This is a genomic window from Cellulosimicrobium sp. TH-20 (assembly GCF_002105775.1).
GTDB lineage: Bacteria > Actinomycetota > Actinomycetes > Actinomycetales > Cellulomonadaceae > Cellulosimicrobium > Cellulosimicrobium funkei.
Window position 1 is genome coordinate 2100821 of sequence record NZ_CP020857.1, and the last position, 21618, is coordinate 2122438.

Consider the following 21618-nt stretch of genomic DNA (forward strand, 5'->3'; position numbering starts at 1 on the left):
GTTTGCACGCCGGGTGTACGAAGTGCGCCAGAATGGCCCCATGACCGACGCCGTCCGCAGCCCTCGTCCCGACCAACAGCCCGGCACCGCGCGCGTCCTCGCGGGTCGCGTCGTCACCCCGGACAGGGTGCTCGACGACGGCGTCGTGGCCGTCCGTGACGGACTCGTCGCGTGGGTCGGCCCGCGCTCGGAGGCGGCGGCCGCCGGGTTCCCCGACGTGCCCGCCGGGGACGGGGTGACCCTGCTCCCGGGCCTGGTGGACGTGCACGACCACGGCGGCGGCGGGTCGAGCTTCCCCGACGCGACGAGCGCGGCCGAGGCGCTCGGCGGGGCGCGCGAGCACCTGCGGCACGGCACCACGAGCCTCGTCGCGTCGCTCGTGACCGCGCCGCGCGACGTCCTGCTCGCCCGCGCGGCGACGCTCGCCGACCTCGCGGAGGCGGGCGAGATCGTCGGCATCCACCTCGAGGGCCCGTTCCTCTCGGAGGTGCGGTGCGGAGCCCAGAACCCGCACGACATGCTCGACGGCGACCCGGAGCTCGTCCGGGCGATCGCTGCCGCGGCGCGCGGGCACCTGCGCACCATGACGGTCGCGCCCGAGGTGCCGGGCGTCGTCGGGCCCGGGGGAGTGATCGAGACGCTCGTCGAGGTCGGCGCCGTGCCCTCGATCGGGCACACGGACGCGACGACCGAGCAGACCGAGGCGGCGATCGCCGCGGGCGTCGCGGCGTTCGCCGCGGCGGGCCGGCCGGGCGCGCGGCTGACCGCGACGCACCTGTTCAACGGGATGCGCCCGCTGCACCACCGCGAGCCGGGGCCTGTGGCCGCGTGCCTCGCGGCGGCCGCGCGCGGCGAGATGGTCGTCGAGCTCGTCGCCGACGGCACCCACCTCGCGCACGGCACGATCCGGAGCGTCGTCGAGCTCGTCGGGCCGCACGTGGGGGCGGACGGCGCGGTGGCCGGGCCGGACGCCGTCGCGCTCGTCACGGACGCGATGGCCGCGGCGGGCATGGCGGACGGCGCGTACGAGCTCGGTCCGATGCGCGTCACGGTCGCGCACGGCGTCGCGCGTCTCACCGACGGCGGGGCCATCGCCGGCGGCACGTACCACCTGCTCGACGTCGTGCGCGAGACGGTCGAGGCGGGGGTGCCGCTCGTCGACGCGGTACGTGCGGCGTCGTGGACGCCGGCCGGGGTGCTCGGTCTCGACGACCGCGGCGGGCTGGTCGCGGGGCTGCGTGCCGACGTCGTCGTGACGGACGGCGACCTGCGCGTGCGCGAGGTGCTGCGCGGCGGGGAGGGCGTCGACCTCTCCGCCTGACCCCGGGCCCGCCGGGGACCGATCGAGCCGCTGGGCGGTCCTGCCGCCCGGCGGCTCGTGCGCGTCCGGACGTCGTCGCAGGTCGGGGCGCCCCGCGGAAACGAGAGAGCGTGCTCTCGTCCGACGGACTTGACTCCGTCCATTTGTTCAACCAATACTCGTAACATCGAAGCGCTTCGACGATGCGTTTCGACGAAACGCTTCGACGGCCGAGGTGCGGGACCGGACCACAGGGGAGTGGTGAGGATGGCGACGATGCAGGACGTGGCGCGACGCGCGCAGGTCTCGCTGAGCACGGTCTCGTACGCGCTGTCCGGCACGCGTCCGGTCTCCGACGCCACGCGTCGGCGCATCGAGGACGCCATGGCCGAGCTCGGCTACCAGCCCAACGCGATGGCCCGCGGCCTCGCGTCCCGCCGCAGCCACGTGCTCGCCCTCATCTACCCCGCGATGGAGAAGGGCCTCGGCGGCACGGTCGCGGAGTTCGTCTCGTCGGCGGCGGAGACCGCGCGCGAGAACGGCTACCACCTGGTCCTGTGGCCCTTCCGCACGACCCAGGCGCCCGAGGTCCGCGACCTCGTGCGCCAGGGGATGGCGGACGGCGTCCTGCTCATGGAGGTCGCGCTCGACGACGCGCGGGTCGACGTGCTGCACGAGGCCGGGGTCCCGTACACGATGATCGGCCGGACGCGGGACGTCTCCGACCGGCCGTCGGTCGACATCGACTTCGAGCGCACGACGGACGACGCGGTCCAGCACCTCGTCGACCTGGGGCATCGGCACGTGGCGCTCGTCAACCACTCGCAGGCGACGGCGGACGACGGCTACGCGCCGACGTTCCGTGCCGAGGAGGGCTTCGAGGCGGCGATGCGCCGTCGCGGGCTCGAGCCGGTCGCGCTGCGCGTCGACGAGTCGCCGAGCGCCGGCCGCGACGCCGTCGCGACGCTGCTTGCGCGTGAGCCCCGCCTCACGGCGTTCGTCACCATGAACGAGATCGCGACGTTCGGCGCCGTAGCCGAGCTCCAGCAGCGCGGCGTCGCGATCCCCGGCGACATGTCGATCCTGTCGATCGTCACGTCGCCCGGCGTCGGGGAGATGAGCAACCCGCCGCTCACCACCATGCACGCCCCCGGGGCCGAGCTCGGCCGCCTGGGCGTGCACAAGCTGCTGTCCCTCGTGGACGGCTCCCGTCCGAGCACACCGAACGTGCTCATCCCGTGCGTCCTCGAGCCCGGCAGCAGCGTCGCCCCCGCGGCCGGCCGGGCACCGGACGACGACCCCGAGCCCGCGGCTCGCTGAACACCGACCGGCCGGGCGACGCCCGGCCGCCCTCCGGCCCCCGCCGGAACTCGATGAGGAGGACACGCACATGCTGCGATCCCGGAAGATCTCGCTCGTCGCTGCCGTGGCAGCGCTCCCACTCGCCCTCGGGGCGTGCGGGAGCTCCGGCGGCAGCGGCGGGTCCGACGACCAGACCCTGACGATCTGGCACTACGAGAACGAGGACTCGGCCATGGGCCAGGCCTGGGCCAAGGCGATCGAGATCTTCGAGGAGGAGAACCCGGACGTCGACGTCGTCGTCGAGAAGCAGACGTTCGAGCAGATCCAGAAGAACGCCAAGATCGTCCTCACCGGCGACGACGTGCCGGACGTCATGGAGTACAACAAGGGCAACGCGACCGCCGGCCAGCTCGCCGCGCAGGGCCTGCTGACCCCGCTCACCGACGCGGCGACCGAGCGCGGCTGGGACGAGAAGCTCAGCGGCTCGCTCCAGACGACCGCGACCTACGACGACCAGGGCCTCATGGGCTCGGGCGAGTGGTACGGCGTCCCGAACTACGGCGAGTTCGTGCAGGTCTACTACAACAAGGACATGTTCGCCCAGTACGGGCTCGAGGTGCCGACGACGCTCGAGGAGCTCGAGGCCGTCATGCAGGCCTTCAAGGCCCAGGGCGTGACGCCGCTCGCCGAGGCCGGTGCCGAGTACCCGATGGGCCAGCTCTGGTACGAGCTCGTGCTCGCGAACTCGGACCGGGACTTCATCGACCAGTACCAGCTCTTCGACGGCGACCCCGACTTCCACGGTCCCGAGATGACGCAGGCGACCGAGAAGCTCGACTCCTGGATCAAGGACGGCTACGTCGCGTCCGACTCCGCGGCGCTCACCGCCGAGGACATGGGCGTCTCGTTCATCAACGGCACCTACCCGATGATGGTCTCCGGCTCGTGGTGGTTCGGCCGCATCGTCGAGGAGATGGACGCCGACTGGGGCCAGTTCAACTTCCCCGGCAACACGCTCCAGGTCGGCTCGTCCGGCAACCTGTGGGTCGTCCCCGCGAACGCGGACTCGCCCGACCTCGCCGAGGAGTTCATCGACGTCACGCTGCGCCCCGAGGTGCAGAACATCCTCGCGGAGAAGGGCGGCCTGCCCGTCGCCGGTGACGCGTCCGTCATCACGGACGAGCGCACGCAGCAGCTCACCGAGAACTTCCAGGCGATCCTCGACGACGACGGCCTCGCGTTCTACCCCGACTGGCCCGTGCCCGGCTACTACGACGTGATCGTCAGCGAGCTCCAGTCGCTCATCAACCAGTCGAAGTCGCCGACCGAGGTGCTCGACGGCCTCGAGTCCGCCTACGTGGACGGCAAGGCGGACCTGCTCGACAGCTGAGCGGAACCGCCCGTCCCGGGCGGCCGGCCGGCACCTGCGTCGGCCGGCCGCCCGGGCACCACCCGAGCACCACCCGAGGACCTCCCGCGAAAGAGACCGTCATGACCACCCGCACCGACACCGTGCCCGAGGCCGGGCCCGGACCCGCGCCCGAGGCGTCGCGCGCGAGCACGGCACGCCGCCGTCGTCGCCGGCCCGCCTGGCTCCCGTACCTGCCCTACCTCCTGCCCGGCGCGGTGGCGTTCGTCGTCGTGATCGGCTACCCGTTCGCGATGAACGTCTACTACAGCCTGTTCAAGTGGCGCGGCGGCATGGCGCCGATGCGCTGGTACGGGCTGGGGAACTACGCCGACCTGATGCACGACTCGGCGTTCTGGACCTCGTTCCAGAACTCCATCGCGATGATCCTCGCGATGGTCGTCGTGCCGACCCTCGTCGGCCTCGTGCTCGCCGCCGTGCTGTTCGACTACCTCGGCCGCCGGTTCGGGCCCCGTGTCGCGGCGTTCCTGCGCGCGACGTACTACCTGCCCCAGATCCTCCCGGTCGCCGTGGCCGGCGTGCTGTGGAACTGGATCCTCAACGCCCAGACCGGCGCGCTCAACGTCATGCTGCGGGGGATCGGGGTCGAGAACCCGCCGAACTGGCTAGGCGACACCTCGACCGCGCTGCCGAGCGTCATGCTCGTGCTCATCTGGGTGCAGATCGGCTACCCGGTCGTCATCTTCATGTCCGCGCTCCAGCGCGTGGACCCCGAGCTCTACGAGGCCGCCGAGCTCGACGGCGCCGGCTGGTGGCGGCGCTTCGGGGCCATCACGATCCCGCAGATCCGTCCCGAGACGTTCGTCGTCACGCTCACCTGCACCGTCGCGGCGCTCAAGGTCTTCGGGCCCATCTACGTGCTCACGCGCGGCGGCCCCGAGAGCTCCACGCTCGTCCCGAGCTACTACTCGTACCTGAACTTCTTCGACAAGTCGAAGGTCGGCTACGGCGCCGCGGTGGCGACCGTGCTCACCCTCGTCATCATCGTCGTCGCCGTCGTGATCCTCGCGCTGCAGAGCCGCGCCGAGCGTCGTGAGCAGGAGGGCCGCTGATGTCCACCGTCACCACCACCCCCGCGGACGCCGTGGCGCCGGGCGCCCGCGCGTCCCGCCCCCGCCGCGCCCTGCGCGCCACGCGGCAGGACGAGCGCTACCGCCGCGGGATCGGCCGCTGGTTCGTGCTCGCCGCGGCGGTGCTCGTCGCGCTCCTCATGCTGTCGCCGTTCGTCATCATGGTGCTCAACGCGTTCAAGTCCCCGGCCGAGTACTCCCAGGACGGGCCGCTGAGCCTCCCGAGCGAGCTCTACCTCGACGGCGTGCAGAACTTCTGGACGCGCACGAACTTCCCGCAGAAGCTCTGGAACTCCGTCTTCATCTCGGCGCTCGTCGCCGTGTTCGGCACGCTCCTGTCGCTCCTCAGCGCGTACGCGATCGGCGTCGGCCGCATCAAGGGCCGGCTGTGGATCGTCACGCTGTTCCTCGTGGCGAACATGCTGCCGCAGGAGGCGCTCATCTACCCGCTGTTCGACATGGCGCAGAAGGTCGGCCTGTCGAACTCGCAGTGGTCGATCATCATCATCTTCACGGTCATCCAGGCGGCGTTCGGCACGTACCTGCTCTCGTCCGTGCTCGGGACGTTCCCGCCCGCGCTCCTCGAGGCGGCGCAGCTCGACGGCGCCGGCCGCTGGCGCATCCTGTGGCAGGTCGTGTACCCGATCGTGCGGCCGACGCTCGGCGTCCTCATGATCTTCTTCTTCATCTGGACGTGGAACGAGTTCTTCATCCCGCTGGTCATGCTGACGACCAACGACACCCAGACGATCCCCATCGCGCTCGCGTCGCTCCAGGGCGACCGGATGATGGACGCCCCGACGACCAACGCGGGCGCGCTCGTCTCGCTGATCCCCGCGCTGATCTTCTTCCTCATCTTCCAGCGCACCCTCACCCGCGGCGTGACGGCCGGCGCCGTCAAGTGAGGCCCCCGGCCTGACGCCCCGAGACACCGATACGCACCGACGAAGGAAGCACCACCCATGAAGTTCACCGACGGGTACTGGCAGGTCCGGCCCGGCATGCACCCGCTCTACGCGGTCGAGGTCGACGACGTCCGCGCGGACGAGGCGGCCGGCACGCTCACCGTGTACGCGCCGACGGCGAAGATCCGCGGCCGGGGCGACACGCTCAACCGCCCGATGCTCACGACGACGTACTCCTCGCCCGCGCCCGGTGTGATCCGCGTGCGGGTCGAGCACCACCAGGGCGCGGTGCGTCGTGGCCCGGCCTTCCAGGTGGCGGCTGAGCCCGGGTTCCGGCCCGAGGTCGAGGTGCACGACGACGTCGCCGTCCTGCGGTCGAAGGACCTCGCCGTGCGCGTGCACCGGGGCGACCGCTGGCGCGTGGACTTCGAGGCGGACGGCGAGGTGCTGACCTCCTCGCTGCCGAAGTCGGTCGGGCACGTCACGTCGGACGACGGCGGCGCGTGGACGCACGAGCAGCTCGCGCTCGAGCCGGGCGAGCTCGTGTACGGCCTGGGGGAGCGGTTCGGCCCGTTCGTCAAGAACGGCCAGGTCGTGGACATCTGGAACGAGGACGGCGGCACGTCGAGCGAGCAGGCGTACAAGTCCGTGCCGCTCTACCTCACGACCAAGGGCTACGGGGTGTTCGTCGAGCACCCGGAGAAGGTCTCGTTCGAGGTCGCCTCCGAGGTGAACACGCGCGTCCAGTTCTCCGTCGAGGGGCAGTCGCTGGAGTACCTGGTCATCCAGGGCCCGACGCCCAAGGACGTGCTGCGCCGGTACACGGCGCTGACGGGCCGCCCCGCGCGCGTGCCGGCGTGGTCGTTCGGCCTGTGGCTCACGACCTCGTTCACGACGAGCTACGACGAGCAGACCGTGAACGGCTTCATCGACGGCATGGCCGAGCGCGACCTGCCGCTGTCGGTGTTCCACTTCGACTGCTTCTGGATGCGCGAGTACCAGTGGGTCGACTTCGAGTGGGACCCGCGCACGTTCCCCGACCCCGAGGGCATGCTCCGGCGCCTGCACGACCGCGGGCTCAAGGTGTGCGTGTGGATCAACCCGTACGTCGCGCAGCGCTCGCCCCTCTTCGCGGAGGCCGCGGAGCAGGGCTTCCTCGTGCAGCGCGAGGACGGGTCCGTGTGGCAGTGGGACCTGTGGCAGGCGGGCATGGGCCTGGTGGACTTCACCAACCCCGACGCGACCGCGTGGTACGTGGGCAAGCTCGAGGGCCTGCTCGACCAGGGCGTCGACTGCTTCAAGACCGACTTCGGCGAGCGGATCCCCGTCGACGGCATCGCGTGGCACGACGGCTCCGACCCGCGCAAGATGCACAACTACTACGCCCAGCTCTACAACGAGGCGGTCTTCCGGCTGCTCGAGCGCAAGCGCGGCGAGGGCGAGGCGGTGCTGTTCGCGCGGTCCGCGACGGCGGGCGGCCAGCAGTTCCCCGTGCACTGGGGCGGCGACTGCGACTCGACGTACGCGTCGATGGCCGAGTCGCTGCGCGGCGGCCTGTCGATGTCGATGTCGGGCTTCGGCTACTGGAGCCACGACATGGGCGGCTTCGAGGGCACGCCGGACCCGGGTGTGTTCAAGCGCTGGACGGCGTTCGGCCTGCTGTCGTCGCACTCGCGCCTGCACGGCTCGGGTTCGGTCCGGGTCCCGTGGGCGTTCGACGACGAGGCCGTCGACGTGACGCGCAAGTTCACGCACCTCAAGCTCTCGCTCATGCCGTACCTCGGGCGGGTGGCCGAGGAGGCGCACACCGACGGCGTGCCGATGATGCGGCCGCTCGTGCTCGAGCTCCCGCACGACCGCGCCGGGTACACCGCGGACACGCAGTACCTGCTGGGCGACGCGCTCCTCGTCGCGCCGGTGTTCCGCGCGGACGGCCGCGCGGAGTACTACGTGCCGGAGGGCACGTGGACCCGTCTCGTCCAGCCCGACGACGGCCCCGCCCTGAGCGAGACCGTGACCGGCCCGCGCTGGGTCACCGAGACGCACGGGTTCGACTCGCTCCCGGTGCTCGTGCGCCCGGGCACCGTCCTGCCGGTCGGCGCCCGCGCCGACCGGCCGGACTACGACTGGGCCGACGGCGTCACGCTGCACGCGTTCGAGCTGCCCGACGGGTACGACGAGCTCGTGGTCGTCCCGCCGTCGGACGGCGCGGCCGGGGCCACGTTCCGCGTGCGCCGGTCGGGCGCGACCCTCACCGTCTCGTCCGACGACGCCCCCGCGGCCTGGTCCGTGCGGGCCGGCGCGGCGACGGCCGAGGCGCACGGCGCGACGCGCGTGACTCTCGACCTCGGCTGAGGACGTATCCTGGGCGGACGCACCATGGAAGCGCTCCCATGACGCGTCCGCCCGGCGTCGTTGCGCCGGCCACCGACCCGACCACCGTCGCGGACCACGTCGTCCGACGACCGACCAGCGAGGACCCTCGTGACCACCGACACCACCGCCCCCGTCGCCGTCGACGCGCAGGCCGCGCCCGCGTCGTCGGGCCGCCGCACGTTCCCGACCGACTTCCTCTGGGGCTCCGCGACCGCCGCCTACCAGATCGAGGGCGCCGCCGCCGAGGGCGGCCGCACGCCGTCCATCTGGGACACGTACTCCCACACCCCGGGCCGCACGCTCAACGGCGACACGGGCGACGTCGCGGACGACCACTACCACCGCTGGCAGGAGGACGTGCAGCACATCGCCGACCTCGGCCTCGGCGCGTACCGGTTCTCCATCTCGTGGTCGCGCGTGCAGCCGGGCGGTACCGGCCCGCTCAACCCCGAGGGCGTCGCGTTCTACTCGCGCCTCGTCGACGCGCTGCTCGAGAAGGGCGTCAAGCCCGTCGTCACGCTCTACCACTGGGACCTCCCGCAGGAGCTGGAGGACGCCGGGGGCTGGGCGAACCGCGACACCGCGTACGCGTTCGCCGAGTACGCCCGCCACATGGCGCGCGAGCTCGGGGACCGGATCGACACCTGGACGACCCTCAACGAGCCGTGGTGCTCCGCCTACCTCGGCTACGGTTCCGGCGTGCACGCGCCCGGCCGCACCGAGCCCGCCGCGGCGCTCGCGGCCGTGCACCACCTCAACCTCGCGCACGGCCTCGCCGTCCAGGCGATCCGCGACGAGCTCGGCGAGGACGCGAAGACGTCCGTCACGCTCAACCTGCACGTCATCCGGCCCGACGACCCGTCGTCGGCCGCGGACCTCGACGCGGTGCGGAAGATCGACGCGCTCGCCAACCGCGCGTTCCTCGCGCCCATGCTCGACGGCCAGTACCCCGCCGACCTGCTCGCCGACACCGCGCACGTGAGCGACTGGTCGTTCGTGCGGGAGGGCGACCTCGAGACGGTGCGCCAGCCGCTGTCGATCCTCGGCGTCAACTACTACTCGACCGTGCGCGTGCGCCACTTCTCCGGCGAGGGCGAGCGGTCCGAGAACGACGGTCACGGCGCGTCGAGCCACAGCCCGTGGATCGGCGTCGACGACGTGGAGTTCGTCCAGCAGCCCGGCCCGTACACCGCCATGGGCTGGAACATCGAGCCCGCCGGCATGACCGAGCTGCTCGTGTCCGTGGCGACGACGTACCCGCACCAGCCGATGATGGTCACCGAGAACGGCGCCGCGTTCGCCGACGAGGTCACGGTCGACGCCGACGGCACCCCCCGCGTGCACGACGACCGCCGCGTCGCCTACCTGCACGACCACGTCGACGCCGTGGGCGCCGCGATCGACGCGGGCGCCGACGTGCGCGGGTACTTCGCGTGGTCCCTGCTCGACAACTTCGAGTGGGGCTACGGGTACGAGCGCCGCTTCGGGATCATCCGCGTCGACTACGACACTCTCGAGCGCACGTGGAAGGACTCCGCGCACTGGTACCGCCGGCTCGCGACGTCGAACGCGCTCCCCACGGTCGACGAGACCGCCTGAGCCGTCTCGCCCCTCACAGGCCCGCCCGGTCCGCCGGGCGGGCCTTCGTGCGCTCGTCCGCGACCACGGCCCCGGTCGAGCGCGGTCGTCGGGGGGCCGTCACCGAGGGGTGACCTTTGTCGCACGGGCGCGGCGCGCGGTGCGACACGCCGAAGAAGCACGACACGCCGACGAGTTCACCGGCCGTCGTGTCCGGATTGGGCTGATTCGCGCGGGCGGTGGCGCATCCTCAGGAAGGCGGGTGCAGGCTGGTGGAAAGGCCTCGACGGCTCCGCACAGGGTGTGGACCGACGTCGTCCCCACCCTGTGGACGGCGTCGTGCCGTCCGCGGGAAGACGCCGTTCCGGGCCGGTCAGATCGGTGGACGACGGGCTGTGGACGAGCACTCCGGGGGAGTGTCGGAGGGGCCTGGGACCATGGATCCATGACGGCTAGCACACCCGCCGGGGTGAAGTTCCACCACGACATCTAGTGCAGTGGCACGGTCTCGACCACTAGGTATAGTGGTTGCACACCCAGGGGGCCGGAGGCCTCCTGGCGAATCACACAGACGTAGTTCCACCGGTGTCCTTCGAGGTCAGGGATGTTTCTCCCTCCCCGAGGACCGTCCCGGACGAGAGCGCGAGACGAGGAGCCACCCCCATGAGCGTCACGGTCTACAGCAAGCCGGCCTGCGTCCAGTGCGACGCGACGTACCGCGCTCTCGACAAGAAGGGCATCGAGTACTCCGTCGTGGACATCACCCAGGACGCCGAGGCGCTCGAGCTCGTGCGCGGGCTCGGCTACCTGCAGGCTCCCGTGGTCGTCGCCGGGGACGAGCACTGGTCCGGGTTCCGCCCCGACCAGATCACCGCCCTCGCGCAGAAGGTCTCGCCGGTCGTCGCCTGACCGGCCTCCCCGGAGCGCCGCGAGAGCGCCCGGAAACCCGTAAGGAAGCAGGCGGAGCAGGGCAGGACGGAGGTGCGTCCCCGTGGGGTCGCTCGTGTACTTCTCCAGCGTCAGCGAGAACACGCACCGGTTCGTCCAGCGGCTCGACCTGCCGGCCCTCGGCATGGACGTCCAGCGCATCCCGCTGCGTCCGACCGAGGGCTTCCTGCGCGTCGAGGAACCGTACGTGCTCATGGTCCCGACCTACGGGGGCGGCAACGAGGGCGGTGCCGTCCCGCGCCAGGTCGTGAAGTTCCTCAACGACGTGCACAACCGGTCGTTGATCCGCGGCGTCATCGCCGCCGGCAACACCAACTTCGGCGAGGCCTACTGCATCGCCGGCGACATCATCTCCGCGAAGTGCCAGGTGCCCTACCTGTACGCCTTCGAACTCCTGGGAACAACCGAGGACGCCGCGCGCGTCCGCGACGGATTGGGACGATTTTGGCAACGACAGTCACGGATTCCGGCGTGAGCGTGGCAGGTGGTGGCACCGTCACCGAGGTGCCGCTCGCGAGCACCCAGCTCGACTTCCACGCGCTCAACGCGATGCTCAACCTCTACGGCCCGAACGGCGAGATCCAGTTCGACAAGGACCGTGAGGCCGCGCGGCAGTACTTCCTGCAGCACGTCAACCAGAACACCGTCTTCTTCCACGACCTCGCGGAGAAGCTGGACTACCTCGTCGAGAACAAGTACTACGACCCGGCCGTCCTCGCGAAGTACGACCGCGAGTTCGTGAAGTCGTTGTTCGAGTTCGCCTACGCGAAGAAGTTCCGCTTCGAGACGTTCCTCGGCGCCTTCAAGTACTACACGTCGTACACGCTCAAGACGTTCGACGGGAAGCGCTACCTCGAGCGCTTCGAGGACCGCGTCTGCATGGTCGCGCTCGGCCTCGCCGACGGCAACGAGCAGGCGGCGCTGGACATCGTCGAAGAGGTCATCTCGGGCCGCTTCCAGCCCGCGACCCCCACGTTCCTCAACGTCGGCAAGGCGCAGCGCGGCGAGCCCGTGTCCTGCTTCCTGCTGCGCATCGAGGACAACATGGAGTCCATCGCGCGCGGCATCAACTCCGCGCTGCAGCTCTCCAAGCGTGGCGGCGGCGTCGCCCTGCTCCTGTCGAACATCCGCGAGCACGGCGCGCCCATCAAGCACATCGAGAACCAGTCGTCCGGCGTCATCCCCGTGATGAAGCTGCTCGAGGACTCGTTCTCCTACGCGAACCAGCTCGGCGCGCGCCAGGGCGCCGGTGCCGTGTACCTGCACGCGCACCACCCCGACATCATGCGGTTCCTCGACACCAAGCGCGAGAACGCGGACGAGAAGATCCGCATCAAGACGCTGTCGCTCGGCGTCGTGATCCCGGACATCACGTTCGAGCTCGCGAAGAAGAACGAGGACATGTACCTCTTCTCGCCGTACGACGTCGAGCGCGTCTACGGCAAGCCGTTCGCCGACATCTCGATCACCGAGAAGTACGACGAGATGGTCGACGACTCGCGCATCCGCAAGACGAAGATCAAGGCGCGCGACTTCTTCCAGACGATCGCCGAGCTCCAGTTCGAGTCCGGCTACCCGTACATCATGTTCGAGGACACGGTGAACAAGGCGAACCCGATCAAGGGCCGCATCACCCACTCGAACCTGTGCTCGGAGATCCTCCAGGTCTCGACGCCGTCGACGTTCAACGAGGACCTCTCGTACGACCACGTCGGCCGCGACATCTCCTGCAACCTCGGCTCGCTGAACATCGCCAAGACGATGGACTCGCCCGACTTCGCGAAGACGATCGACACCGCGATCCGCGCGCTCACCGCCGTCTCCGACCAGACGAGCATCGAGTCGGTGCCGTCGGTCAAGCGGGCCAACGAGTCCGGCCACGCGATCGGTCTCGGCCAGATGAACCTCCACGGCTACCTCGCGCGCGAGCGGATCCACTACGGGTCCGAGGAGGGCATCGACTTCACGAACATCTACTTCTACACGGTCGCCTACCACGCGATCGCGGCGTCGAACCGCCTCGCGATCGAGCGCGGGCGTGCGTTCGGCGGCTTCGAGGACTCGAAGTACGCGACGGGGGAGTACTTCGACAAGTACACCGACCGCGTGTGGGAGCCCGCGACCGAGCGCGTTCGCCGGCTCTTCGCCGACGCCGGCGTGCACATCCCGACCCAGGACGACTGGGCGGCTCTCAAGGCCTCGGTCATGGAGCACGGGATCTACAACCAGAACCTCCAGGCCGTCCCGCCGACGGGCTCGATCTCCTACATCAACAACTCGACGTCCTCGATCCACCCGGTGCCGTCGAAGATCGAGATCCGCAAGGAGGGCAAGATCGGGCGCGTCTACTACCCGGCGCCCTACCTGACGAACGACAACCTCGAGTACTACGAGGACGCGTACGAGATCGGCTACGAGAAGATCATCGACACGTACGCCGCCGCGACGCAGCACGTCGACCAGGGTCTGAGCCTCACGCTGTTCTTCAAGGACACGGTCACGACGCGCGACGTCAACCGCGCGCAGATCTACGCGTGGCGCAAGGGCATCAAGACGCTCTACTACATCCGCCTCCGTCAGATGGCCCTGGAGGGCACGGAGGTCGAGGGTTGCGTCAGCTGCATGCTGTAGTCGCCTGAGGCAGCCACCGGTTGCCTCGATGCCCGGTGCCGTCGGCCACCCTCTCGGAGAGGCGTGGCCGACGGCGCAGGGTCCGGTCCCACGAAGTCATCCCGGTCGGTCCGGGGTCAGCAGGAGAGAAGAAGGCAGATGTCGCCCACGGGGAAGCTCAAGCTCATCGATCGCGTGAGCGCGATCAACTGGAACCGTCTCGAGGACGAGAAGGACCTCGAGGTGTGGGACCGCCTCGTCGGGAACTTCTGGCTGCCCGAGAAGGTGCCGGTGTCGAACGACATCCAGTCGTGGAACACGCTCACCGCGCAGGAGCAGGAGCTCACGATGCGCGTGTTCACCGGCCTGACGCTGCTGGACACGATCCAGGGCACGGTCGGTGCGGTGTCGCTCATCCCCGACGCGATCACGCCGCACGAGGAAGCGGTGTACACCAACATCGCGTTCATGGAGTCGGTGCACGCCAAGAGCTACTCGTCGATCTTCTCGACGCTGTGCTCCACTCGTGAGATCGACGACGCGTTCCGCTGGTCGGAGGAGAACCCGAACCTCCAGCGCAAGGCCGAGATCGTCATGGAGTACTACAAGGGCGACTCGCCGCTCAAGCGCAAGGTCGCGAGCACGCTGCTCGAGTCGTTCCTCTTCTACTCCGGCTTCTACCTGCCGATGTACTGGTCGTCGCGCGCCAAACTGACGAACACGGCCGACCTCATCCGCCTCATCATCCGCGACGAGGCCGTGCACGGGTACTACATCGGCTACAAGTTCCAGAAGGGTCTCGAGAAGCTCTCCCCGGAGGAGCGCGACGAGCTCAAGGCGTACACGTTCGAGCTGCTCTTCGAGCTGTACGAGAACGAGGTGCAGTACACGGAGGACCTCTACGACGGCGTCGGGCTGACCGAGGACGTCAAGAAGTTCCTGCGGTACAACGCCAACAAGGCGCTCATGAACCTCGGTTACGAGGCGCTCTTCCCCAAGGACGAGACGGACGTCAACCCGGCGATCCTCTCGGCGCTGTCGCCGAACGCCGACGAGAACCACGACTTCTTCTCCGGGTCCGGCTCGTCGTACGTCATCGGCAAGGCCGTGAACACCGAGGACGACGACTGGGACTTCTGACCCTCGTCCGCCTTCGCGCCGAGGGCCCGGGTCCGCGCAGAGCCGCGGGTCCGGGCCCTCGGCGACTGGCATAGTCCCGCCATGGGCATGCTCAGGGAGCGGCTGCGCGCCGCAGGGCTCGACGACGTGACCTCGGTCGAGCCGGTGAGCGGCGGGCTCGCCGCGACAGCCGGGCTGGCCCGGCGCGTCGACGGCGCGCCGCTGTTCGTCAAGGCGTTCGACACGGACGCACCGGGCGACGACGTCTTCACGGTCGAGGCCGAGGGCCTGGCTGCGCTCCGCGCCGCCGGGCTGGAGACCCCGGACGTCGTCCACGCGGGCCCGGACCTGCTCGTGCTGTCCGCGCTCGCCCCGCGGCCCTCGACGCCGGCCTTCTGGGAAGACCTCGCCCGTTCGCTGGCGCACGTGCACACCACGACCCGCAGCGAGCGCTTCGGCTGGCACCGGGACGGCTGGCTCGGCCGCCGTCGACAGGTGAACACCTGGACGGAGGACGGGTTCGACTTCTTCGCGCAGCACCGCCTGCTGCGCTGGCTCGACGAGCCGCGGGTCGACGCCGCCCTCGACGCCGCGGACCGCGCCGCGCTCGAGCGTCTGTGCGCGCGGCTCCCGGAGGTGCTGCCGGGAGGTCCAGCCTGCCTGACGCACGGCGACCTGTGGGCGTCGAACGTCATGGCGACCGCCGACGGACGCCCGGCCTTGATCGACCCGGCCGTCTCCTACACGTGGCCGGAGGTCGACCTGGCCCACGTGTGGACGACCGCGCCCCCGCCCGAGGCAGGTGCCTTCTTCGGGCTCTACGCGGAGCTCACCGGCCTCGACGACGACTGGCGGGAGCGCCTGCCCGTCGTCCAGCTCCGGCAGCACCTAGCCGTCGTCGCGCAGTTCGACCCCGACCGGGGCTGCGGCGGACGCCGTCCGCGCGACGCTCGCGCCCTTCCGGACCTGCTGACCGACGACGGCCGTCCGGTCAGTCGTTCGGCCGGGACTGCGCACCCTCGACGGGAGGGTCGGCCGACCACGGGAACGTGATCCAGAGGTCGGTGTCCTTCCACGAGTAGTCCGGCTGGATGATCGTGCGCGGCTTCGTGTAGAGCACCGCGGAGCGGGCCTCGGCCCCATGGGTGCTGAGCATGTCCATGACCAGGGCGAGCGTCCGGCCCGAGTCGGCGACGTCGTCGACCACGAGCACGTGCGCGCCCGGCAGGTCGGACGTGTCCATGAGGGGCGGCAGCACCCGCGGGTCGGTGAGGGTCTGGCCGATGTCGGTGTAGAACTCGACGTTGAGCGTGCCCACGCCCTTGGTCCCGAGTGCGTACGCGACCGCGCCGCCGGGCAGGAGTCCGCCGCGGGCGACCGCGACGACGACCTCCGGGCGGAACCCGCTCGCGACGACCTGCTCGGCGAGCTCGCGCGCGGCGACGCCGAAGGTCTCCCACGTGAGCACCTCGCGCTCGGGCGGGGCTGTCAAGGGGGTCGCGGCGTCGTCGGGCACGGGTGGGACCGAGGTCGTGGAGGCGTCCGTCATGCGTCGAGCCTACGACCCGCCCACGCCCCGCCCGACACGCCCGGACGCACGGAGGGCCGCACCCCGAGCGGGGTGCGGCCCTCCGTGAGGCGGCGGCAGGTCAGTAGGCCGCGAGGATGTCCACGACGAAGACGAGCGTCTCGCCCGCGAGCTCGTTCGTGTTCGTGTCGCTCTTCTCGCCGTAGCCGAGCGACGGCGGGATGACGAGGAGCACCTGGCTCCCGACGGTCTGGCCGGAGAGGCCCTGGGTCCAGCCGGCGACGACGCCGCTCAGCGGGAAGGTGGAGGGCTCACCACGGTCCCACGACGAGTCGAACTGCTCGCCGTCGAGCTTCCAGCCCGTGTAGTGCGCGATGACCGTCTGGTCCTCGGTGACCTCGGGGCCGCTGCCCTTGATGAGCGGCTGCACGACGAGCTCGGTCGGCGCGGTGTAGCCCTCGGGGATCTCGACGGACGGCTTGCCCGTGTCGTCGAGCGTGACGACGGGCAGCCCCTCGGCCGGGTTCACGGCCTCGCCCTCGGCGCGGTCCGGCACGTCGGCGGGGTCCGGCGCGACCGGGGCGTCCCGGACCTCGGTGACCTCGGCGACGGTGAGGACGGCGCTGCCGTCCTGCCCCGGGGCGGCGAACAGGAAGCGCGTGCCGACCTTCTTGCCGACCAGCGCCTCGAGCAGCTGGGGGTACACCTGGTCGTCGAGGACGATCTGCTGCGCCGAGTCGTCCTCCCACGTCGAGCCGAGCTTGGACGCGTCCGTGCCGGAGTACGCGGCCTGGTGCAGCGTCACCTCCTGGCCCTTCGCGATCTCGTCGCCGTCGCCGTCCCCGAGCGAGAGCGCGACCGGGCCCGAGACCTCGAGCGGGGCCTCGAACTCGACGGTCGGCTCGCTGCCGGGGTCACCCGTGACCGTCACGGCCTCGAGCGCCGCGACGTCCTCGGGTGACGACGTCGCGCCGTCGGAGGCGGACGGGCTCGACGACGTCTCGTCGCCGCCGCCCTCCGACGAGCAGCCGGAGAGGACGAGGGCGGCGCCCAGGGTGAGCGCGGCGACGCCGCGCAGGGTGCGGTGCTTCACGAGGAGGGTCCTTCGGTCGGGGGGACGGCGGGGCCGTCGGGTCTGGGCCGCACCCGCACGACGGCGGTCGTCGGCGCCCGGGGACGGGCCACCTCGCGGTCGGACGCCGGGTGCAGCACCGGCCCGGACACTCTAGCGGTCGCGGCTGGACGCCCGCTGGGAGGTCCCCGGCGGTGCCGCGGGGGAGAATGGGCCCATGCCGTCCCGTCGACCGTCCCGCAAGCGACCCTGGGGCGCGGAGCCCGCGCCCCTCGACCTGGACCGCGCCCTCGGCGGTGCGCGTCGGGAGTCGGGAGCCGACGGCGAGTGGCAGGTCCGCACGGTGCGCGGCGGTGCGAAGACCTACCTCTGCCCGGGCTGCCAGCAGGAGATCCCGCCCGGCACCGGGCACGTCGTGGCGTGGCAGGACGACTCCTTCTTCGGGGCCGAGACCGCGCTCGACCACCGTCGTCACTGGCACAGGTCGTGCTGGGAGGCGCGCGACCGCCGTCGGCCGCGGTAGACGCACTAGGCTCGGGACGATGAGCACCGCACCCGAGACCGCGCCCGATCCCGCCCGAGCCTCGACGGAGCCGACCCCCATCCGGTCGCTCAGCGTCCTGCCCGCGCGGCGCGAGGACGTCGAGCTGCACACCGCGGACGGCCTCACGCTCGTCGGCGAGCTGGCGCTCCCCGCGGACCGCGACCCGGTCGCGACCCTCGTCACGCTGCACCCCCTGCCGACGCACGGCGGGTACATGGACTCGCACGTCTACCGGAAGGCGGCGTGGCGTCTGCCGGCGCTCGCGGACCTCGCCGTGCTGCGGTTCAACACGCGCGGCACGTCGTCCCCGCGGGGAACGAGCGAGGGCGCGTTCGACGGCGGCGAGGCCGAGCGCTTCGACGTCGCGGCGGCGATCGAGTTCGCCGAGTTCCACGACCTCCCGAACCGGTGGCTCGTCGGGTGGTCGTTCGGCACGGAGCTCGCGCTCAAGCACGGCGCGGACCCGGCGGTGGAGGGCGCGATCCTCCTCTCGCCCCCGCTGCACCGCGCGACGGACGACGACCTCGACCGCTGGGACGCGTTCGGCAAGCCGCTCGTGGTCCTCGTGCCCGAGCTCGACGACTACCTGCGCCCTGACGAGGCGCGACGACGCTTCGCGCGCGTGCGGAACGCCGAGGTGATCGGCGTCGAGGGCGCCAAGCACCTGTGGGTGGGGGAGTCGTCGGTGCGGCGCGTGCTCGACGAGATCGTGGGGCACGTGCGTCCCGGTTTCCCGCTCCCGCTGCCGACCACGTGGGACGGCGACGCGAGCGGCACGGCCGACCGCGACACGGCCGACTCGGACCAGGCGAGCTACGACGCGAGCCGGTCCGACGGCGTCGTCGACTGACCCCCGCCGCGGCGCGCGGCGCCGCGCGCACCCGACCGACCCGAGGAGGACCACGTGACGACGGCACCGCTCGAGACCTTCACGCTGCGCGAGGGGTACGGGACACCGCTCGTGCTGCTGCACGGCTTCCCGCTCGACCACCGGATGTGGGCGGACGTCGCGGAGGCGCTGCCGGGCGAGCCCACCGTCGTCGCGGTCGACCTCCCCGGCCTGGGCGCGAGCCCGCTGGGGGGCGAGCCGCCGTCGATCGAGGCGGCGGCCGACGCGACCGCGGACGCGCTCGCCGCGGCGGGGATCACGCGCGCGGTCGTCGCGGGCCTGTCGATGGGCGGCTACGTGGCCCTCGCGCTCGCGGAGCGCCGGCCGGAGCTGGTTGCGGGGCTCGGGCTGGTGGACACCAAGTCCACCGCGGACTCCGACGACGCGCGCGCGAACCGGCTGCGCATCGCCGACGAGGCGGCGAGCTCGCAGACCGTCGAGCCCGTCCTCGGCATGCCGGGGGTGCTCCTCGGCGAGACGAGCAAGGCCGCGCGCCCGCACCTGACCGCGCGGCTCGAGGAGTGGATCCGTGCGCAGCGGCCCGACGGCGTCGCGTGGTCGCAGCGGGCGATGGCGGCCCGCCCCGACCGCACGTCCGTCCTCGCGGGCTTCGCGGGGCCGATCGCGGTGGTCGTGGGCGAGGAGGACCAGGTCACGCCGGTGGCGGAGGCGGAGCACATGGTCGCCGCGGCGCCGACCGCGCAGCTCGTGCAGGTGACGGGCGCGGGCCACATGAGCGCGGTCGAGGACCCTGCCGCGGTGGCCGACGCGCTCGCGGACCTCCTGGCGCGGGCGACCGTCTGAGCCGCTGACCGCGCGTCAGCGCCCGTCGAGCACGAGCGCGAGCGCGTCGGCGAGGTCGATGGACTCGCCGTCCCGGCCGCCCTTGCCCAGCACGAGCGGCGGGTCGGACGGCTCGACCGCGACCCCCCGCAGGCGCGCGCGCACGCCGCCGGGCACCGAGAGCACGTAGAACTCGCCGTCCTCGCCGACGGCGACGCTGTGGTTGCGGCGCAGGTACCACCCGCGGAGGGGGGTGCGGTACGTCGCGGTGCCGTCGAACGCGCGGGCGCGGAGCGGCTCGGGAGCCAGGCCCCGGTCGCGCGCCCGCGCGACGAAGTCGGCGAGCAGGGCCCGGGCCGCGTCGCTCTCGCGGGCGCGCTGCCGGTCGAGCTCGCGCTGCTGGTGCGCGGCGGCCTCGGTCCGCTGCCGACGCCAGTCGTCGGCAGCGGACCCCGAGGGACCCGACGGGCCCGCGGTGGCCGGCACGGCGTCAGGCCGAGGCGGGGGCGTCGGGCTTCGCGTCGGCCGTCTTCGCGTCGGCCGTCTTCGTGCCGGCCGGCTTCGCGCCGGTCGGCTTCGTCTCGCTCGGCCGGGCGTCGGCGGACGCCGCGGAGCCACGCTCCGCCGGTGCCTCGACCGTCCCGACCCGCTGCCCGGACTCCTCCGGGACGACCGGGAACTCGGCCGTCATGAGCGTCGCGGCGCGCGCCTGCTGGGCGGGCGTCCCCGCAGGCACCGCCTTCTTCGCGGGGGCCTTGGTGGCCTCGCTCTCGCTACCGAGGAGACCACGGAGCTCGTCGAGGTAGGTGTTGATCGAGTCGTGCTGGCGCGTGAGGTCCTCGAGCTGGCGCTGGGCGACGTTGCGCTGCTGCTCGGCCTCGGCCTTCGCGTCGCTCACCGTCTGGTCGGCGAACGCCCGGGCCTCGGCGACGACCTGGTCGGCGTTCCGGCGCGCCGTCGACAAGAGGTCCTTCACGTACGCGTCGGACTCGCTGCGGACCTTCTCCGCCTGCTGGAGCGCGTGGGCGACACGCTTCTCCGCCTCCGCGGCGTGCTCCTCGGCCGTCGCGACGAGCTTCTCCGTCTCCGCCTTGGCGGCGGCGTGGCGCTCGGCGTTCTCGCGCTCCGCCTCCTCGCGGCGACGCACGACCTCGAGCTCGGCGTCCGCGAGGGCGGTGCGGGCCTGGTCGCGCAGCGTCTCCATCTCGGACGTGACGGCGTTCGCCGCCTCGGTCGCCTTGCGCTGCGCCTCGTCCACCTGGCGCTGCGCCTCGCGACGCGCGTTCTCCAGCAGCTCGGCCGACTCGCGCTCCGCGGCCTCGCGCTGCGCCGCCGTCTCCGCCGCGACGCGCGCGCGGAGCTCCGCGGCCTCGCGCTCGGTCGTGACGCGCAGCTCCGTGGTCTCGCGCTCCGCCGTCGCACGCAGCGTGCCGAGCTCGCGCTCGAGCGACGCGCGGCGCTCGCTCTCCTCCGTGGCGAGCGCGCTGTGGATGCGCGCGGCCTCGCGCTCCGCGGAGCCGACCAGCTCCTCCGCGCGGCGCTGGGCGCTGAGCAGCGTGCCCTCGGCCTCGGACGCGCTCGTGGAGCGGATCTCCTCCGACTCCAGGCGTGCGCTGTTGAGCAGCTCGGCGACCTCGTTCTCGGCGCGGGACCGGACCTGGCCCGCCGAGAGCTTCGCGCGGGCCATGATGTCGGCCGCCTGGGCGTTGGCCTGCGACAGGATGTCCGCCGACTGCTCCTCCGCCGAGCGCAGGAGCTGCTCGATGCGGGACCCGAGCCCCGCGTACGACGGCCGGTCCGCCTCGCGGAGCTGGCGCTGGGCGTCGTTGAGCTCGCTCGTGAGCTGCATGGCGCGGGCGTCCGCCGCCTCGACGCGCGCCCGCGCGTCCTCCACGGCCTTCTCCAGCCTCGCGAGCTGGGCCTCGACCTGGACGCGGTCGTACCCGCGCATCGTGATGGGGAAGAGCGTGCGCTCGTCGGACACGTCGATGACCTCCGGTGCTGAGTCGTCGCGGCTTCCGCCGCCGGTCGGCGTCCCCTCCCGGGGAGGGAGGGCGCGGCGGTCGTGCCACGGCCCCGCCGTGCTCCGACCAGGATACGGGGATCACGCTGTCCTGAATACCCGGATTGGTGGGGGTGAGACGATGGTCGCAGTGCTGCGCGCG

Annotated in this window: 19 protein-coding genes; 15 read left to right on the forward strand and 4 right to left on the reverse strand. The window is 71.8% G+C overall.

Going from position 1 to position 21618, the window contains the following annotated elements; translation table 11 throughout:
- Positions 1–40 precede the first annotated feature (40 nt).
- The 12 genes from B8281_RS09310 to B8281_RS09365 all read left to right on the forward strand — a co-directional run bounded on the left by B8281_RS09310 (position 41) and on the right by B8281_RS09365 (position 15690).
- Positions 41–1321, forward strand: a complete 1281-nt coding sequence (locus B8281_RS09310; protein WP_085387559.1) for an N-acetylglucosamine-6-phosphate deacetylase — start codon at positions 41–43, stop codon at positions 1319–1321.
- 255 nt (positions 1322–1576) lie between these two features.
- Positions 1577–2620, forward strand: a complete 1044-nt coding sequence (locus B8281_RS09315) for a LacI family DNA-binding transcriptional regulator (protein ID WP_198163189.1) — start codon at positions 1577–1579, stop codon at positions 2618–2620.
- A gap of 70 nt (positions 2621–2690) precedes the next feature.
- Positions 2691–3992 carry an ABC transporter substrate-binding protein gene (locus tag B8281_RS09320; RefSeq protein ID WP_034653513.1) on the forward strand — a complete coding sequence of 434 codons (1302 nt, stop codon included), beginning with the start codon at positions 2691–2693 and terminating at the stop codon, positions 3990–3992.
- A 101-nt stretch (positions 3993–4093) separates the two neighbouring features.
- A complete protein-coding gene (locus B8281_RS09325) occupies positions 4094–5083 on the forward strand; it encodes a carbohydrate ABC transporter permease (RefSeq protein WP_081895893.1) in 990 nt (329 codons plus the stop codon).
- On the forward strand, positions 5083–6006 hold the full coding sequence (locus tag B8281_RS09330; RefSeq protein ID WP_085387561.1) for a carbohydrate ABC transporter permease: 924 nt from the start codon (positions 5083–5085) through the stop codon (positions 6004–6006). The genes B8281_RS09325 and B8281_RS09330 overlap by 1 nt, the downstream gene beginning before the upstream one ends.
- A gap of 57 nt (positions 6007–6063) precedes the next feature.
- Positions 6064–8361: an alpha-xylosidase gene (gene yicI, locus B8281_RS09335; RefSeq protein ID WP_085387562.1), complete on the forward strand. Its 2298-nt coding sequence runs from the start codon at positions 6064–6066 to the stop codon at positions 8359–8361.
- A 129-nt stretch (positions 8362–8490) separates the two neighbouring features.
- The gene (locus tag B8281_RS09340) at positions 8491–9981 is read left to right on the forward strand and encodes a GH1 family beta-glucosidase (protein ID WP_051027856.1); all 1491 of its coding nucleotides are present in this window, start codon (positions 8491–8493) and stop codon (positions 9979–9981) included.
- A 642-nt stretch (positions 9982–10623) separates the two neighbouring features.
- A complete protein-coding gene (gene nrdH / locus B8281_RS09345; protein WP_021480849.1) occupies positions 10624–10869 on the forward strand; it encodes a glutaredoxin-like protein NrdH in 246 nt (81 codons plus the stop codon).
- 82 nt (positions 10870–10951) lie between these two features.
- Positions 10952–11383, forward strand: a complete 432-nt coding sequence (nrdI, locus tag B8281_RS09350) for a class Ib ribonucleoside-diphosphate reductase assembly flavoprotein NrdI (protein ID WP_043653197.1) — start codon at positions 10952–10954, stop codon at positions 11381–11383.
- A complete protein-coding gene (gene nrdE, locus B8281_RS09355; RefSeq protein ID WP_076406009.1) occupies positions 11353–13539 on the forward strand; it encodes a class 1b ribonucleoside-diphosphate reductase subunit alpha in 2187 nt (728 codons plus the stop codon). Before nrdI ends, nrdE begins: the two co-directional genes overlap by 31 nt.
- 138 nt (positions 13540–13677) lie before the next feature.
- Positions 13678–14658 carry a class 1b ribonucleoside-diphosphate reductase subunit beta gene (gene nrdF, locus B8281_RS09360; RefSeq protein WP_021480852.1) on the forward strand — a complete coding sequence of 327 codons (981 nt, stop codon included), beginning with the start codon at positions 13678–13680 and terminating at the stop codon, positions 14656–14658.
- 81 nt (positions 14659–14739) lie between these two features.
- Complete coding sequence (locus B8281_RS09365; protein ID WP_232322746.1) at positions 14740–15690, forward strand: fructosamine kinase family protein; 951 nt, start codon at positions 14740–14742, stop codon at positions 15688–15690.
- Here the strand turns inward: B8281_RS09365 and B8281_RS09370 are convergent.
- Both B8281_RS09370 and B8281_RS09375 read right to left on the reverse strand, forming a co-directional pair.
- Positions 15629–16186 (reverse strand): phosphoribosyltransferase, encoded by a 558-nt coding sequence (locus tag B8281_RS09370; protein ID WP_085387563.1) that lies wholly within the window; start codon positions 16184–16186, stop codon positions 15629–15631. The genes B8281_RS09365 and B8281_RS09370 overlap by 62 nt on opposite strands.
- A gap of 100 nt (positions 16187–16286) precedes the next feature.
- A complete protein-coding gene (locus B8281_RS09375; protein ID WP_085387564.1) occupies positions 16287–17258 on the reverse strand; it encodes an FKBP-type peptidyl-prolyl cis-trans isomerase in 972 nt (323 codons plus the stop codon).
- A 196-nt stretch (positions 17259–17454) separates the two neighbouring features.
- Here B8281_RS09375 and B8281_RS09380 point away from each other — a divergent pair, with 196 nt between their 5' ends.
- The 3 genes from B8281_RS09380 to B8281_RS09390 are packed head-to-tail and all read left to right on the forward strand — an operon-like array spanning position 17455 to position 19474.
- Positions 17455–17760 (forward strand): hypothetical protein, encoded by a 306-nt coding sequence (locus B8281_RS09380; protein ID WP_034653528.1) that lies wholly within the window; start codon positions 17455–17457, stop codon positions 17758–17760.
- Between the two features lie 19 nt (positions 17761–17779).
- Positions 17780–18631 carry an alpha/beta hydrolase gene (locus B8281_RS09385; protein ID WP_021483594.1) on the forward strand — a complete coding sequence of 284 codons (852 nt, stop codon included), beginning with the start codon at positions 17780–17782 and terminating at the stop codon, positions 18629–18631.
- Between the two features lie 54 nt (positions 18632–18685).
- Entirely contained in the window at positions 18686–19474 is a 789-nt protein-coding gene (locus tag B8281_RS09390) for an alpha/beta fold hydrolase (protein ID WP_085387565.1), read from the forward strand.
- 15 nt (positions 19475–19489) lie between these two features.
- Here B8281_RS09390 and B8281_RS09395 read toward each other — a convergent pair whose 3' ends face one another.
- Positions 19490–19939, reverse strand: a complete 450-nt coding sequence (locus B8281_RS09395; RefSeq protein ID WP_085387566.1) for a hypothetical protein — start codon at positions 19937–19939, stop codon at positions 19490–19492.
- Positions 19940–19943: 4 nt separating this feature from the next.
- Complete coding sequence (locus B8281_RS09400; RefSeq protein ID WP_085387567.1) at positions 19944–21437, reverse strand: hypothetical protein; 1494 nt, start codon at positions 21435–21437, stop codon at positions 19944–19946.
- Positions 21438–21618: the final 181 nt, after the last annotated feature.

Coding starts and splice junctions, on each gene's coding strand:
- B8281_RS09310 (WP_085387559.1), top strand. CDS start 41: ATGACCGACGCCGTCCGCAGCCCTCGTCCCGACCAACAGCCCGGCACC.
- B8281_RS09315 (WP_198163189.1), top strand. CDS start 1,577: ATGCAGGACGTGGCGCGACGCGCGCAGGTCTCGCTGAGCACGGTCTCG.
- B8281_RS09320 (WP_034653513.1), top strand. CDS start 2,691: ATGCTGCGATCCCGGAAGATCTCGCTCGTCGCTGCCGTGGCAGCGCTC.
- B8281_RS09325 (WP_081895893.1), top strand. CDS start 4,094: ATGACCACCCGCACCGACACCGTGCCCGAGGCCGGGCCCGGACCCGCG.
- B8281_RS09330 (WP_085387561.1), top strand. CDS start 5,083: ATGTCCACCGTCACCACCACCCCCGCGGACGCCGTGGCGCCGGGCGCC.
- yicI (WP_085387562.1), top strand. CDS start 6,064: ATGAAGTTCACCGACGGGTACTGGCAGGTCCGGCCCGGCATGCACCCG.
- nrdH (WP_021480849.1), top strand. CDS start 10,624: ATGAGCGTCACGGTCTACAGCAAGCCGGCCTGCGTCCAGTGCGACGCG.
- nrdF (WP_021480852.1), top strand. CDS start 13,678: ATGTCGCCCACGGGGAAGCTCAAGCTCATCGATCGCGTGAGCGCGATC.
- B8281_RS09365 (WP_232322746.1), top strand. CDS start 14,740: ATGGGCATGCTCAGGGAGCGGCTGCGCGCCGCAGGGCTCGACGACGTG.
- B8281_RS09370 (WP_085387563.1), bottom strand. CDS start 16,186: ATGACGGACGCCTCCACGACCTCGGTCCCACCCGTGCCCGACGACGCC.
- B8281_RS09380 (WP_034653528.1), top strand. CDS start 17,455: ATGCCGTCCCGTCGACCGTCCCGCAAGCGACCCTGGGGCGCGGAGCCC.
- B8281_RS09385 (WP_021483594.1), top strand. CDS start 17,780: ATGAGCACCGCACCCGAGACCGCGCCCGATCCCGCCCGAGCCTCGACG.